Raw genomic sequence first — 14,636 nt, 5'->3', positions numbered from 1 at the left:
CAGTTCACGTGCGACCTGCGGGTGGACTTCGCCAACCAGCTTGTTCTTCACCGGATCACTTCCAACGCGGGCGGCGGTGGCGGCTCCGGTGGCGGCACCAGCTCCAACGGCTACTCCAACAGCTACACCTATGAGGGGAACAACCGATGAGCGACAGCGAGAAGAAGACCTCGACTGAGACCAGCACAGCGGAGAAGTGCGGCTCGTTCGACTGGGACACTATCGCCCGAGACAGCGGCAGCGGCCAGGGGCGTGCGGTTCCCGTGCCGATGCAGGCGAACCTTCCGCCCACTCCGCCGAACACGGCGCTGATCGCTGGGCGGCTGCCTATCAAGTGCGACACCGGCAGGGCGGTCATCCAGCTCCCTGAGAAGATCCAGAAGGCGCACTGCGCGCTGGTGCTGCCGAACACCGGAGTACTGAGCGACTGCTACCGGCCCGCGAAGAACGTGTGCTTGCCCAACGCGCTGCGTGCCCGGCCGATCAACGACCGCGAGTTCGAGGTCATCCTCGACGGCGGCGAGGGCGTGGTGAAGGGCCTGGGGTGGACCAGGGACGGTGACTACCCCGGCGCGCTGTTGAAGACCCGCGCCATCGAAACAGGCGTCCCCTACGTGGAGATCCTGGTGATGGTCGGCATCGACTGCGGCTGCGACAGCGAGAACTGGGCGAGCGAGAACGACTACCAGTGAGCCCACGAGGGCCGTAGCCCAAACCTGGCGAGCTGTACCGTGCGCTGCGCCGCGAGCGCAGCGCACGAGAGGAGAGGTCTCGTGAAGAAGACGATGGTGGCCCTGGGGGCCGCGGTGGTGGCGCTTGTGCCGAGCCTCGCCACCGCCCACGGCTACACCGTGGCACCCAAGTCGCGTGCGGTGTGGTGCAAGGAAGGGGAGGTCGGCAACTGCGGGCAGGCACAGTACGAGCCGCAGTCCGTGGAAGGGCCCAAAGGGTTCCCGCAGGCCGGACCGGGGGACGGTGAGATCTGCGCCGCCGGCCGCACGGAGTTCGCCCAGCTCGATGACCCGAAGAAGAACTGGCCGCTGAGCGAGGTGGATGCCGGCCAGGAATTCGAGTTCCACTGGCACCTTACCGCCTCCCACCGCACGACCAAGTGGGAGTACTTCGTCACCAAGGACGGCTGGGATCCCAACCGGAAGCTCACCCGCGCCGATCTGGAGCAGAAGCCGTTCTTCATGGAGCCCAGCGACGGAGTGGTCTATCCGCCGCAGGACACGTACCACACGGGCAAACTGCCGAAGAACAAGAGCGGTCGCCACCTGATTCTGGCGGTATGGACGGTGGCGGACACACCCAACGCCTTCTACCAGTGCGCTGACGTGAACTTCAACTGAGCCCATGCACCGCGCGTGGGGCCTCCCGGTTGCCCGGAAGGCCCCACGTGGTGTCAGAGGCATCCACAGCCGCCGCGGCCGTCGAGGCATCCGAAATCAGATATTCGTCCTTTGGGTCGGACACCCGGATAGCCGGGACGTGCGAGCCCAGGGAAAGCAGTGCCAGACGGTACGCCCCGATGAGTGAACTCGAGAACGACTCATCGCGGCCGGCACCGTCTCAACATCGGTTCGCCGAGGACGTAGGTCTGTGTGACAGCGCGGTCGTCGCCGAGGGTGGCGAGGACGAAGAGGCGTTCGCGGAAGTCGCGGGCCACCTCGGTGCGGCGCTCGAGGAGGGGGGTGGCGGCCCAGTCGAGGACCACGAAGTCGGCCTCGCGGCCGCGGTGGAAGCTGCCGATGAGGTGGTCGAGGTGGAGCGCGCGGGCGCCGCCGAGGGTGGCCAGGTAGAAGGCGCGCAGGGCCGTGAGGGTCTTGCGGTCCTTCTCCTTGCTGGGGTGGGGGTAGGTGTTGGCCAGGGCGACCGTCTTGTAGGCCTCGTTCATGGTCTGGAGCATCGAGTAGCTGGTGCCGCCGCCCACATCGGTGCCGAGCCCCACCCGGACCTTGGCTCGGCCGGCGCCGTCCAGGTCGAAGAGGCCGCTGCCGAGGAAAAGGTTGGAGGTGGGGTTGAACGCGGCGCCGGCGCCGGTGTCGGCGAGCAGCGCGCGGTCCCCGTCGTCGATCCACACGGAGTGGCCCCAGATGCTGCGTGGGCCGACCAGGCCGCACTTGTCGTAGACGTCGAGGTAGGAGCGCGGGTCAAGGGTGTCGCGGAACTTGTCGATCACCGCTTGGACCTCGTCCTGGTTCTCTGCGAGGTGCGACTGCACCCACAGCGGCCGGTCGGTGTGCCGGGACTCGTGGTAGAGCCGGCCGGCCATCTGGAGCGCTTCCAGTGTGGAGGTGAGGGCGAACCGTGGGGAGACGGCGTAGAGCAGCCGCCCGGTGTGGTGCCATTCCTTGATGAGCCGGCGGCACTCCTCCTCGGCCTCCTCGACGGGGCCGTCGAGGTACTCCTCGGGCACCGAGCCGTGATTGTCGTCGTCCATCAGCAGCTTGCCGGAGATCATGCGCAGCTTCCGCATGTACGCCTCGGAGAAGAAGGCGTCGGTGGCGTGCGGGTGGGTGGTGGTGTAGACGCAGGCCGTGGTGGTGCCGCACTCCAGGAGCCGGTCGAAGAAGAACGAGGTGGCGGCCCTTGCGTACTCGGCGTCGACGAACCGCATCTCCGACCGGTACATGTAGTCCCGCAGCCAGGGCAGGAGCTGCCCGCCGGGGCTGGCGACGGAGTCCACCTGGCCGGAGTGGATGTGCGGATCGACGAAACCCGGCACGATCAGGCAGCCGCGGTGGTCCACGACGTGCCCCTGGCGGAGGAACTCGCGGGGGCACTCATGGTCATGCCCGGCCCAGGCCACGCGGCCGTCCCGTACGACCAGCGCCCCCGGATCGAACAGGTGGTAGGCGAGTGGATCGTCCTCGTCGTCGTGGCCCGGCACCCACGGATCGGCCGAGAAGTGCAGGACCGTACCGAGGAACACCGTCACCGGCCGTCGAGTCGTGGTCCCCTCGCCCGTGTCTTCGCCGTCGGCTGCGGCGGATTCCACCGGCCCGACGGCCTTCTCATCGCTACTCATGTCCGTCTTCTCGGACCGTCGGGTGGCCTGCCTTCAGCACGCCACCGGGAAAACCATCCCAACGGTCGACGCGGAGAGGTGTGGCACCGATCCGCTCCGCGTCGTCGAGGTAGGGGGAGGCGAGCCCGGGCATGCGGTGGGCGAGCGCGCGCAGGAGGGTGAGGGCTTCGGAGAGGTGCTCACGCGCTTCGGTCGGCCTCGATCCGTCGTGCCGGGCCGCCCTGGCGTGGGCGTAGAGCGCGACGGCGAGGCGCAGTTCGTGGGCGGCGGGGCTCGCGGCGGCCAGGGGGCGGGCGAGGGCCACGGCCCGGGCCGTGGCGTGCAGGGCCTCGTGGTGGCGTCCGGCCTCGGTCAGGCGCAGCCCGTGGTGGGCCAGGGCCCACGCCAGGTCGCCCCCGTGGACCTCCGGGTCGGCGGCCGCCAGCTCCTCGTACAGTTCGAGGGCCTCTTCGGTCGCCGTCATCGCCGCGGTGTGGTCGGCGAGGTCGACGGCCAGATGATGGCCGAGTCCCAGGAGTGCCGCGGCCCGCAGGGCAGGGGGAACGGGGGAGGCCGTGTCCGGGCAGGAGGCGAGTTCGGTCGCCCGCCTCAGGGCGGGCAGCCCTTCGTCCGCCCGTCCGGCCTGCGCCAGGTGTTGGCCCAGGACGGCGAGTACCGCGATCAGCAGGGGGTGGCGCACCGGTCCGGGGGTGCCGCCGTTCAGGCCGGCGGCGAGGTCCGCGGCCAGGCGCAGCACCTCTTCGGTCTCCGGCCGCTCCAGGGCATGGCTCGCGCAACCCAGAACGATCAGCGCCCAGGTCCGCAGCGGCCGGTCGGCGACGTCCTCGAGCGCGGCGGCGTCAAGGGCCGCGATCGCCTCCTTCGCGGCGGTCAGCGCCTCCTCGGGGAGGCCGGAGCCGAGAAGCGCGTTCCCCAGCTCCGCCAGTACCTGGACGAGCGCCGTCCGGTGCGCTGGGTCCTCGGCCGCCAGCTCCCGGTGGACGGCCGCCGCCTCGCGCAGTGCCGTCGCGGCCTCCCCGTGGCGTCCCCGGCCGACGAGCGCGGAGCCCAGCAGTGTCAGATCCTGGGCGTACTGCGGCCGTTGTTCGGCGGCGTCTGCTCGCATCAGTTCGCGGCGGATGCGGACGGTCTGCGCCACGGCGTCCGGAACCTCACGGGCGCGCCCGGTGAGCAGCAGCAGCGTGTGGCGGGCAGAGAGGGCTTTGACCAGATAGGGGGCGTAGGTGCCCGGTTCGCCCTCGTGCAGCTCGCGGAAGACCTGTGTCGACTCTTCCGCGGCGGCCAGGGCTTCCTCCTGCCGGCCCAGCGGGTTGAGGCATGTCGCCTTGTTCAGCAGGGCCACGGCCAGCAGCCTGTGGACCGGGACGGCCAGGGCGGCCGGAAACGAGCCGTGACGGATCCGGTCGACGACGTCGTCCAGGACGTCCAGGGCCTCCTCCATGCGGCCGGCGGCCTTGAGGTGCAGGGCGAGGTTGTTCAGCGCCTTGCACAGGGCCATCAGCTGCGTCTCGGGGCGTTCGGCCGCGAGCGGCCGGTAGAGCGCGACGGCCTCCCGCGACGCCTCCAGCGCCTCCTCCCCGTGTTCCGCCCGCGCGAGGGCGTCGGCGCGGGTGGTCAGGGCCATGGCCAGATCGACCCGGTACACCCGGGGGTTCCTCGTGGCCAGGTCCCGGTAGAGCGCGACGGCCTCCCCGGACGCCTTCAGCGCCTCCTGCGTCCGCCCGGCGCTCTCGCACTGGGTGGACAGCGTGTTGAGGGTCATGGCCAGCGGTTCCTGGTAGGCGAGCGGCTCCTTCTCCGCCAGGATCCGGTAGATGCCCGCGGCCTCGGCGGCCGTTTCCGCGGCCTGGACCGCAAGTCCCCGCTCTCCCTGGTCGATGGCGAGGGAGTTGAGGCTCCTGGCCAGGTCGGGGCGCCATCTCTCGGGGTGCTCATGGGCCAGTTCCCGTCGGATGGCCACGGCCTCCTCGATGCACCGCAGGGCCTCGGCGTGTTCGCCGACGTGCTCCAGACACCCGGACAGCGTGCCCAGACCGGTGGCCAGAGCCGGCAGATGGGCGTCCGGGTGCTCCTCGGCCAGCGTCCGGCACAGAGCCACGGACTCCCGGGCCGCTCGCAGGCCCTCCGCCGCCCTGCCGACGTCCCGCATGCGGTGTGCCTGGTTGTTCAGGGCCGCCGCCAGGTCGGGTCGGAAGGCGTCCCCGCGTTCGGCGACCAGCCGCCGCCGCACCGCGACGGCCTCTTCGTTCGCCGCCAGGGCCACCTCCATGCGCCCCAGGGTGGACTCGACGATGGAGACGGCGTTGAGCGCGTGGGCGAGTTCGGGAAGTGCGGCGCCGCCGTCCCGCCGCCCGACCCGGAGGTAGAGGCGGACGGCCTGGTGGGCCGGGAACACCGCCTCCTCGTGACGGCCCAGGCCGTCCAGGGTCATCGACAGGTTGTGCAGGCATGCCGCGAGCTGGACCTCGAAGGTCTCGGGATCCTCCCGGGCCAGCCGCCGGAACAGGCGCAGCGCCTCGCGGGCCGTCTCGTACGCTTCCTGCCGACGTCCCGTGGCGAGCAGGCGTCCGCACAGCTTGCGCAGCTGCGCCGCCAGGTCCGCGAGGCGGCCCGGGTCTTCGGCGGCCCAGGCACGATGCAGTTCCACGAGCCGCTGCGTCAGGTGCAGCGCGAAGTCCGCCAGCCGCCGGGTGGGTTGCGGAAGGTGGCCGGCGATCCGCAGCAGTGCCGCGGGGTCCGCTGCGAGGTCGTCGGCCAGACGGTACAGCGCCGTCTGGAGCGGCTCGGGCCGCTCCACCCGGGTGGACACGTCGATGGCCGCCGAGGCCAGCACGTCCGGGTGGCCGACGCACAGGTCGACGAGAGTGGCGTCGAGGCGGCCGAAGTGGGCGGGGTGGGCGGCGGCCCGGGCGTACAGGGTCAGCAGACGGACGGCCTGCGGGCCGCTCGCGCCGTCCGCCAGGTCGTCGCACAGCCCGGGGTCGCTCCGCAGGTGGTCTCCGACGAAGAACTCGGCGAGCCGGTCCGGATGGAGGCTGCCCCAAAGCTGCCCGTCGTGGGACGGGGGGTACAGGGCGGCGATCCAGTCGGCCACGGCGTCGCGGACATCCGCGGTCTGCCTGCCGAGGCCGGGCACGCGGTCGAGGAGGGCGGCGGCCTCCCGCCGGTCGCGTGCTCCGCAGAGCAGCGCGGCGACCAGCACGCCGTCGATGGTCCTCGGCTTACTCAGACCGACCATCTCGCCGATCGCCCGCCAGTAGACGCGCTCGTGGCTCAGCAGCCGCTCCTCCACCATGCCGGTCCCGGGACGGCGGACGGGGTGGGGTCGCGGGGGGTCGGCGGTGTCCGTGGCGGCAGCGGCTTCGGGGTCTTCCCCCGCGGCTTCGTCCAGAAGGTCGGCGAGGGCGGTCATGTGCAGGGTAAGGGCGGAATCCATGCCGTCGGCCCGGAGCCGGTCCAGGGGCGCCCCCGCGAGACGTGCCGCAAGGACCGGCCAGTCGGGGTGCCGCGGTCCGGTCACCTGCGGCAGGGCGCGGGCGAACGCGTCCACGGCCTGGCGGTATGCCTCGGCGCGGTCCTCCGCGTCGGGCTGCAGCGGGGGCAGCGCTGTGCCAGGCACGTCGTAGAGGTCCTCGACGCGTGCCCGGTCCTGGAACTCCGACCACCAGTCAGCGGCGGTGCGGGCCAGCAGGAGTATCTTGAACGGCGTGGTGTCCGCGGCACGCAGGGCGGCCCTCATCAGGCCGAGCAGCTGCTCGGTGCGGGTCTCGGCGTAGTCGACGACCACGATCAGCGGGGCCGTCGCCTCCTGCAGGGCCATCAGGTCGGCGGCCGCGACATGGCGACCCAGCCACAGGGCGTCCCAGCCGCGCCCGGCGAGGCGGTCGGTGAAGTGGCGGGCGAGCCGGGTCTTCCCCTGCCCGCCCGGCCCGTAAAGGAGTTGAACCCCGAAGCCCGGCCGCGCACACCAGGCGTCCAGTTCCTCCAGCAGGTCGGTGCGGCCGCGGAAGGGAACCACCGCGCGGTGTGCCTCCAACAGGGTGGACGGGGACCTGGGCGGGCGGATCGTGGCGGCCAGGTCGTCCCACTCGCTGAGCCTGTCCCGCAGGCTCGGGCCGGGGGGATGGACGGTGACGACGTTGCGGTCGCCGGTGACGAGGGTGGTGACGGGTCCGTTCACGGCCGCGGAGCGCTCTCCGTGTGCCTGGACGTTCACGCCGGCCGGGGTGTCGGTGCGGGAGCCCTTCCTCAGCCAGGCGGTCACCGGCGTTCCCCGTCGCCGGTGACCGCGGTCCCGATGTCCGCGCCCGCGGCGATGGAGCGATCCCCCTGGGCCTGTACGTTCACCGCGCCGGCTCCGCCCTGTCCGCCCGGCACGCCGGGGGCCGGCGGAGCGGGGGCGGCGGCGGGAACGGTGACGCCGTCGCCGGTGACGACGGTGCCGGCGTTCCCGCCGATCGCGACCGCCCTGGCCCCGGACGCCGTCACCGAGGTGCCGCCGCCCTGCGCGTCGCCGGTGCGATGCAGGCCGTACAGGGACGCCACCAGCCCGGCCAGGCCGACGACCGCCCCGACGATGCTCGCGGACTGGTTGGCGGAGTCCAGATCCACGAAGACAGCCGCCATGGTCAGGCCGACCGTGACCAGGCCGCTCAGCACGGCCGCCCCTAGAATGATGATCTTCGCACGCACTGTCATACCATCATTTTTCAGAACTCTGCGCTCGTTTGCGCCGACATCGCGGATTTCCGATCCCCCTTCGCCTCTGCCCCGCCCCGCCGGGCGCGCCGGAGGCCGCTCCCTGGCGCCGCGGGGGCTACCGTCTCCGGGCTCACGCCACGTTCCAGAGACTTCAACTGTGCGCGGCGCGCCATGAGTTGAGCGCCGGCAAGGCCCCGTAGGCTGAAGTTTCTCTCGAACGAGGAACACATCGGAGCAGAGCCGAAGTACGCCGACCGGCGACAACGCATGCGAGGGACACCATGAGGATAGGTTTCGCACTTCCCCAGTTCCACCGTCAGGCCTACGGCATCGCCCAGACCGCCAGGTTCGCCTCGGCGATCGAGGAGGCCGGGGGCGCCAGCCTCTGGGTGGGGGACCGCAATCTGGCCGCGGTTCGCCCCGTCGTGGGCTACGGCGGGCGCGGGAGCACCATTCCGGAGGAACTGAACCCCGCCGCTGACCCGTTCGTCCTGCTCGGCGTCGCCGCCGCCGCGACCAGCCGTGTGCTGCTGGGTTCTCACGTGCTGGTCGCTCCGCTGTACCCGCCCGTCCAGCTGGCCCGGTCGTTGACGACGATCGACCTGATCAGCGGCGGGCGGCTGCTCCCCGGCTTCGGTGTCGGCTGGTCTCCCGAGGAGTACCAGGCGGCCGGTCTGGACTTCACCCGCCGCGGCGCCCGCATGGAGGAAGTGCTCGACGCCCTCGACACCATCTGGACCACCGACCCGGCGCGGTACGAGGGCGACCATGTCTCCGTACCCGAGCACCACGCACCCCTGAAGCCGGCGCGGCAGCCCCGGCCGCCCTTCTACCTGGGCGCGCTGTCCGAGCGCGCCCTGCGCCGGGTCGCCCGCCGCGGCGACGGCTGGCTGCCGGTGATCGTCGTCCCGAGCCACGTCCACGTGGACCGCCTCGTCGCGCAGCGCTCGCTGCTGGACGAACTCGCTCGGCAGGGCGGCCGCGACCCCCAGGCCATCGACACGGTGCTGCGGGTGAACATCGACGCGGGAACGAGCACGGAAAAGGTCGCCGACACCGTCAAGGAAGTCCACGAACGGACCGGGATCGACCACTTCATGATCGACTCGATGTACGACGTGGACACCGTCGAGGGCTCCCTGGAGCACGCCCGGCAGGTCCTCGAACTCGTCGAGAAGGGCTGAACCGGTCGTTCAAGGTCCGGCCGCGAACGATGCCGCGAACGTGGTCGCTGGACTGGAAGCCGAGGCCGTCGACGCGCTTCCGACCCGCCGCTGATCATGGCAGCCTGGCCGCCGGTCCCGCACGACCGCCGCGCATCGCCCACCCACCGGCTCACGGCCGGGCGCCGCGCCGCTGCCTCGTCCGCTGTTCGTCCGTCGCCTGTGTCGGGCTTCGGCCGCCCGCCCGCTGCCGCAGCCGCCCGCGTCATCAACCGACTCGGCACGCTGCTCGCTCTGCGGCCGCGCCGATCTGTTCCGCGAGGACGGCGTGCGCATCGTGGCCGACCCTCTCGGGCGCGAGCCGCGCCGGGCGGCGGGCACCCCCGGGCGGCCCGCCCCCTGCGAAACTCCCCCGGTGACCTGCGGTCTCCGGGGTGCCGCCGGCCATGAGCACGTTCGACCTGCCCGCGTCGGTTCCACCCGGCGGTGTGCCAGTCACAACCATCCGCAGCGCTGTGCCTGCAAGGCCATCTGGAAGCGGTTCGCGGCGCCCAGCTGGGCCATCAGGATCTGCAGGCGGCGGAACAGCGTGCGGCGACTGATTCCCATCTCCCGGGCGATGACCTCGTCGCTCGCGCCGCCCGCGAGGAGCCACAGCAGGCGGCGGTCGGCGGGCGGCAGACCGCCTGGGCGGGTGGTGCGGCCGTGGAACGGCAGGGCCTTCTGCCAGAACTGCTCGAACAGGGCCACGAGCGCGGACAGCAGGCCACACGGCTGAACGATCAGCATGGTGTTGTGCACATCCGCCTCTTTGATCGACAACGACACGAGCGCGTACGCCTCGTCGATGATCACGAGCTTGACCGGCACCGACGGCAGGACCCTGGCCTGCTCGCCTGCGTTGACGCACGGTTCGATGACCTCCTTCAGGTGGCCCGGAACCTCCAGCGACTCGCGCGAGTACACGACACGCTGCGTCACACCGCGGGCGAGTGTGGCCAGCGCGTCGTCCGTGGCCCCGGACAAGGGGAAGTACGGTGGTGACTCGAACTGCCGGATCTGTTCGCGGGCGCTCGCCCACGCGCGGCGGATCCTGGGGCCGATCGCGTCGCCCGTGACGACCTCGACGAGATGGTCGTTGTACGTGGCGAGCCGCTGTCGCCGGAACGCCTCGAACGCGCCCCCGACGGTGAGGCGCGACTCCTCGACCTCGGCCGCCCGGTGCCGGGCGAGGACCTCCAGGCCCGCGGTGGGCGGAACCGGGGCCACCACATCGCCGCCCTTCTCGGCGGCACTGGCCAGACCCGCGTCGACCAGCGCGCCGTACGCCGCGGCAAGTTCCGCATCGCTCAGGCCGGCCGCGGCTCCGATCGCACTCAGCGGAGCGGGCGCCAGCTCCAGCAGCGCCAGGTAGACCTGGCCCGCCGCGTGACCGATTCCCAGGAGCCGGAGGGCCTCGCCGAGTTTCGCATTCGTCATACGCCGATTATCGACGGACCTCCTGTCGTGGCTGTGGCCGATCTGTGCCAGTGGCAGTCTTCGGCACCAAGCGCGAGCGATGGGGGATACCGTCCGGGAGCCGCCGGCGACCGGCGGCCGCGAGGGCACTGGGCCGCAGCGTGCAGCCCCTGCGTCCCTCGCCGGTGAGGAACCCCCGAGAGAAGAAGGTGTGTGACGTGGCGGAAGGCCGAAAGAACGGTCTCTACTCAGGAATCTCCGAGGAACTGTCCGCTCTGATGCGGACGGGGTGGGCGGACACCGAGCGGCGCGACCTGCGGCCGAGCGAGCAGGCTCCGTACGCGGCCCGCCGCCGCGCCGCGCTCTCCGCGCGTTTCCCCGGCGAACGCCTCGTGATCCCCTCGGGGAATCTCAAGGTCCGTTCGAACGACGACACCTACCCGTTCCGCCCGTACTCGGGCTATGTGCACATGACCGGCGACCAGGCCCGGGACGGCGCGCTCGTCCTCGAACCCCGGGCGGACGGCGGCCATGACGCCTACTGCTACCAGTTGCCGCGGGACAGCAGGGACGACAACGAGTTCTGGACCGGCCCCACGGCGGAGCTGTGGATGGGCCGGCGCCGCTCTCTCGCGGAGTCGGAGATCGTGCTCGGTCTGCCCTGCCGCGACGTCCGCACGGCGGCCGGCGACCTGACCGCCGCCTCCGGGACGCCGACCCGGATCGTCCGCGGCATCGACCCGTCCCTCGAGGCCGCCGTCACCACCGACGAGGAGCGCGACGCCGAACTGGAAGAGGCACTCAGCGATCTCCGGCTCGTCAAGGACCAGTGGGAGATCGCCGAGCTGCGCAAGGCCGTGGACTCCACCGTGCGCGGCTTCACCGACGTGATCGGTGAGCTCTCCCGGGCGATCGCGTCGTCCGAGCGGTGGATCGAGGGCACGTTCTTCCGCCGCGCACGCCTCGAGGGCAACGCTGTCGGCTACGGCTCGATCTGCGCCGCGGGCGAGCACGCCACGATCATGCACTGGACGGACAACGACGGTCCGGTGCGGCCGGGAGACCTGCTCCTGTTCGACGCCGGCGTGGAGTCGCGCACCCTCTACACGGCCGACGTCACCCGCACGCTTCCGATCAGCGGGACCTTCACGCCGCTGCAGCGCAAGGTCTACGACGCGGTGTACGAGGCCCAGGAGGCCGGCATGGCTGCCGTCAAGCCGGGCGCCGCGTACCGCGACTTCCACGAGGCGTCCCAACGCCACTTGGCGGCCCGGCTGGTCGAGTGGGGCTTCATCGAAGGCCCGGCCGACCGCGCGTACGAACTCGGCCTCCAGCGCCGCTTCACCATGGCGGGCACCGGTCACATGCTCGGACTGGACGTCCACGACTGCGCGCAGGCCCGGAACGAGGAGTACGTCGACGGCGTGCTGGAGCCGGGCATGGTGCTCACCGTCGAGCCCGGCCTGTACTTTCAGCCGGACGATCTCACCGTGCCCGAAGAGTGGCGCGGCATCGGCGTGCGGATCGAGGACGACCTGGTCGTCACCGACGACGGTCACGAGAACCTGTCAGCGGGCCTGCCGCGGTCGGCGGACGACGTCGAGGCGTGGATGGCCCGCTTCGCGGGCTGAGCACGTCTCGGAAGGGACTGGTGCCGGTCCCTCCCCGGATCGAACGGGTGCCGACCGGCAACGTTTGGGCTGCCGTGCAGGATGTCGGCGCGCCGACTGGCTGAGGCGTCTTCCCGACGAGGTGGCGGAATCCGCGGCGTACGCGGGTGTGGACGCGGGCGGGGTGGCCGGGCCGGGTGGATCGTTCCCAGAGCCTGCGTCCTGGCGGCCCTGCCTGGTTTTGCTGTGACGCGCTCGGTCTGGTTGGGGGGTTTGTGTAGTCAGTGGCCGGGTCCGCCAGGTGGCTGGGTCTGGCCGCTGATTGTGTGTGCGAGGGGCTTTCGTTGGTGTTGGGTGTGTGGGCTGTGTTGGGGTGTGGGTGGTGGTGTTGTGGGTTTGTGGCTCGTCGGCTGGTACTGCAACGGTGCATACGGTGACGAGGCTTCAGCTTTCGGGCTCTGGCCTCGTCGTGAGTTCGGTGCGCCAGCCCTTGCTGTATCCGTAGCCCGCGTCCGCGGTCACCCAGCGGAACGTGGCTGCCAGGAGCACGATACGACCGACGAGGCCTGGCGCGGAGGTTCGTTGGTCTCTTCTGCATAAACCTGAGCTATGGGAATTCGCTGGTCGCAACCGGGCCGGTACGGGATGCTGCACGCGTGATCGAGCGAGAAGCCGCCGTTCGGGCTGTCGAAGAGCAGTTGGAGCGCGACTATCAACAGTGGCGTGCTGTGAGCGCGGACGCGGTGAGGATGGCCGTGGTTCGCGTCGAGGAGCACGAGCTGGTGTGGATCGTCTCCTGGCAGTCCGAGGAGTTCGTACGCACCCGGAGCTCGACGTACGCGCTGGTCGGCAATGGGCCGTACCTGGTCGACCGCGTCGACCGGGGACTGCACCGGATCGGCGCCGTCTCCGCGGTGACCGGGGAGTGGGAGGCCGACTACCGGGCCCGGATACGCGGGCTGCCGGTGCGTTCCGCGGTGGACGATCTGCACGATGCGCTTTGCGGAGTCGCCGCTACGCGCGGACGCATGCATGCTGTGCGTACACTGCGCCAAAGGCTGCCTGTGCTCCCGCCCGCGGAGGCCATCGAGTACGTGAGCGCGTTGCTGGAGGGCGATGCGCCCGCACGCCTCGTGGCCGTCGTCACCAAGGAACTGGTGGCGCCGCTCAACCCGGTGCTTGCGGTGAAGACCATTCGATCCGGTCAGAGACCCGAGGGGTGACTGGAAAGCCAGTCAGCGTGCCGATCGCGCATCCGGTCCCTTTTGCCGGCACGGACGAAGGACGGCGCGGCGTGCTCGATCGAACACGACGCCGGCCAGCCCCGGTCGCAGTCGGCAGCCCCGATCGCTACGGCCCGTCAGCCCGGGGTAGCAGTGGACGGAGCCGAACCGGCACAACAGCCTGTCGACAGACACCAGCACCCGCCCACCCGGCGCAGCGGACCGGACCGGGGCGGCAGGCCGGACGGCGTGGGATAACCACAAGCAGGCCGGGCGGGCCCGGGTGACAGCACTGCGGGCTGGACCGGGGCTGACCGGGGCCATCGGCTTGTCCAGACTGATGCACACCAGTGAGCTTCCGCCACCTTGAAGACGCAGGTCAAAGGGCTGGTATGACGTTCTCCCGAGGTGCTCACGCAGGTCGGTGGTGGCACTCTGCGGAGTAGATGGTCAGTCATCGGTTGACCTTGCCGAGGTCGGAAATCGGGCCAGGGCGGAAGGGTATTGCGACGTCGGCCACGTGCTCGCCCGGCTCGGCGGTCGCCCAGTTCGGGTAGTACACCTCTCGATGGGAGGCGCTGACGGCGTATCCGTGCTCGGCGAGCCATACGCCGACGGCGTCATGGGCGGCAGCCATCGCCGAGTAGCCCTCGTGCTGCTTCGTCAAGGCGGTGTACGCCTCGCGGTGCGCGGGCTCGATGCGTACCCCGATATGGCCGGCCGGTTCGACATCTGGGCTCTGGGTTGGAGCGCAGATCTCTACCGGGCCGTCGGAGTCCTTGCTCACCAGGCCGTGGTAGACGGCGAAGAGGGGTCCGGACAAGCACGCTTTTGCCTGCCGCAGGTGGGAGAAGAGCAGCTCGCTTGAGTCTGCGAGGAAGCCGGGCAGGTCTGCGGCGGTCACGTGGCGCTGGATGAACAGGACTTTCTGCTCTGGCACATCGCGCTCGGAAACCTCGTACATGGTCGGGCTTCTTCCGGTCAGAACCTCTCGGGCATAGCCCACCGCGGCCCGGCGAGCCACGTGCACGGACTCCTGTTCTCGCCAGTACGAGGTGAGCAGCCGCACCGGCTTCTCACCGCTCGAATCGAGCACCTCCACGATCCGCGTCAGCGACATGCCGGTGGCACGGAGCAGCACGATACGGCGGGCCCGTTCAACCTGGGCGGGACCGTAGCGGCGGAAGCCGGTTCGCGGATCGACCCGGGCCGGGGGCAGCAGCCCTCGGTCCCCGTAGAGCCGCAGGGCCTTGAGGCTGAGTCTGGTCCTGGTGGCGAGCTCGCCGATGGTGATCAATTCCTCTTGCACGGGAGCACTGTGCCCTCTGCCCTTGGGGGAGGCACAAGTCGCTGTTTCTTGTTCGCGCTCGTCGGGCAGCTTCTACGGTCCCAGGCGGGCAGGGTGACGGGCATCGGTCGGACGGGGCCGGGGGTCGTGGGGAGTTGGGGG

10 protein-coding genes are annotated in these 14,636 nt (G+C 70.9%); 5 read left to right on the top strand and 5 right to left on the bottom strand.

What is annotated here, in order from left to right; genetic code table 11:
- Window positions 1-146 precede the first annotated feature (146 nt).
- Window positions 147-692, top strand: a complete 546-nt coding sequence (locus tag E4099_RS17940) for a hypothetical protein (RefSeq protein ID WP_135340092.1) — start codon at window positions 147-149, stop codon at window positions 690-692.
- A gap of 93 nt (window positions 693-785) precedes the next feature.
- The gene (locus E4099_RS17935; protein ID WP_135340094.1) at window positions 786-1,352 is read left to right on the top strand and encodes a lytic polysaccharide monooxygenase auxiliary activity family 9 protein; all 567 of its coding nucleotides are present in this window, start codon (window positions 786-788) and stop codon (window positions 1,350-1,352) included.
- A 200-nt stretch (window positions 1,353-1,552) separates the two neighbouring features.
- Here the strand turns inward: E4099_RS17935 and guaD are convergent, their stop codons facing one another.
- The 3 genes from guaD to E4099_RS17920 are packed head-to-tail and all read right to left on the bottom strand — an operon-like array spanning window position 1,553 to window position 7,729.
- Window positions 1,553-3,031 carry a guanine deaminase gene (gene guaD / locus E4099_RS17930; RefSeq protein WP_135340091.1) on the bottom strand — a complete coding sequence of 493 codons (1,479 nt, stop codon included), beginning with the start codon at window positions 3,029-3,031 and terminating at the stop codon, window positions 1,553-1,555.
- Entirely contained in the window at window positions 3,024-7,295 is a 4,272-nt protein-coding gene (locus E4099_RS17925; protein ID WP_135340090.1) for a tetratricopeptide repeat protein, read from the bottom strand. Before E4099_RS17925 ends, guaD begins: the two co-directional genes overlap by 8 nt.
- Window positions 7,292-7,729 (bottom strand): hypothetical protein, encoded by a 438-nt coding sequence (locus tag E4099_RS17920; protein ID WP_245244947.1) that lies wholly within the window; start codon window positions 7,727-7,729, stop codon window positions 7,292-7,294. Before E4099_RS17920 ends, E4099_RS17925 begins: the two co-directional genes overlap by 4 nt.
- A 284-nt stretch (window positions 7,730-8,013) precedes the next feature.
- Here E4099_RS17920 and E4099_RS17915 point away from each other — a divergent pair, with 284 nt between their 5' ends.
- Complete coding sequence (locus tag E4099_RS17915; protein WP_135340089.1) at window positions 8,014-8,916, top strand: TIGR03619 family F420-dependent LLM class oxidoreductase; 903 nt, start codon at window positions 8,014-8,016, stop codon at window positions 8,914-8,916.
- A gap of 474 nt (window positions 8,917-9,390) precedes the next feature.
- Here E4099_RS17915 and E4099_RS17910 read toward each other — a convergent pair whose 3' ends face one another.
- Window positions 9,391-10,374: a helix-turn-helix domain-containing protein gene (locus E4099_RS17910; RefSeq protein ID WP_135340088.1), complete on the bottom strand. Its 984-nt coding sequence runs from the start codon at window positions 10,372-10,374 to the stop codon at window positions 9,391-9,393.
- Window positions 10,375-10,502: 128 nt separating this feature from the next.
- Here E4099_RS17910 and E4099_RS17905 point away from each other — a divergent pair, with 128 nt between their 5' ends.
- Window positions 10,503-11,984 (top strand): aminopeptidase P family protein, encoded by a 1,482-nt coding sequence (locus E4099_RS17905; protein WP_386390742.1) that lies wholly within the window; start codon window positions 10,503-10,505, stop codon window positions 11,982-11,984.
- 635 nt (window positions 11,985-12,619) lie between these two features.
- Window positions 12,620-13,186, top strand: coding sequence for a YrhB domain-containing protein (locus E4099_RS17900; RefSeq protein WP_135340086.1), 567 nt, complete (start codon window positions 12,620-12,622; stop codon window positions 13,184-13,186).
- A gap of 454 nt (window positions 13,187-13,640) precedes the next feature.
- On the opposite strand, the gene E4099_RS17895 is transcribed toward E4099_RS17900, so the two are convergent.
- Window positions 13,641-14,495 (bottom strand): MerR family transcriptional regulator, encoded by an 855-nt coding sequence (locus E4099_RS17895; RefSeq protein WP_135340085.1) that lies wholly within the window; start codon window positions 14,493-14,495, stop codon window positions 13,641-13,643.
- Between the last annotated feature and the right edge of the window lie 141 nt (window positions 14,496-14,636).

The organism is Streptomyces palmae (assembly GCF_004684805.1).
GTDB classification, from domain to species: Bacteria; Actinomycetota; Actinomycetes; order Streptomycetales; family Streptomycetaceae; genus Streptomyces; species Streptomyces palmae.
This window is presented reverse-complemented; position numbering and strand designations above follow the sequence as displayed.

Excerpts from the sequence above, each read along its gene's own strand:
- E4099_RS17940 (WP_135340092.1), top strand. The coding sequence starts at position 147 with ATGAGCGACAGCGAGAAGAAGACCTCGACTGAGACCAGCACAGCGGAG.
- E4099_RS17935 (WP_135340094.1), top strand. The coding sequence starts at position 786 with ATGGTGGCCCTGGGGGCCGCGGTGGTGGCGCTTGTGCCGAGCCTCGCC.
- guaD (WP_135340091.1), bottom strand. The coding sequence starts at position 3,031 with ATGAGTAGCGATGAGAAGGCCGTCGGGCCGGTGGAATCCGCCGCAGCC.
- E4099_RS17920 (WP_245244947.1), bottom strand. The coding sequence starts at position 7,729 with ATGACAGTGCGTGCGAAGATCATCATTCTAGGGGCGGCCGTGCTGAGC.
- E4099_RS17915 (WP_135340089.1), top strand. The coding sequence starts at position 8,014 with ATGAGGATAGGTTTCGCACTTCCCCAGTTCCACCGTCAGGCCTACGGC.
- E4099_RS17910 (WP_135340088.1), bottom strand. The coding sequence starts at position 10,374 with ATGACGAATGCGAAACTCGGCGAGGCCCTCCGGCTCCTGGGAATCGGT.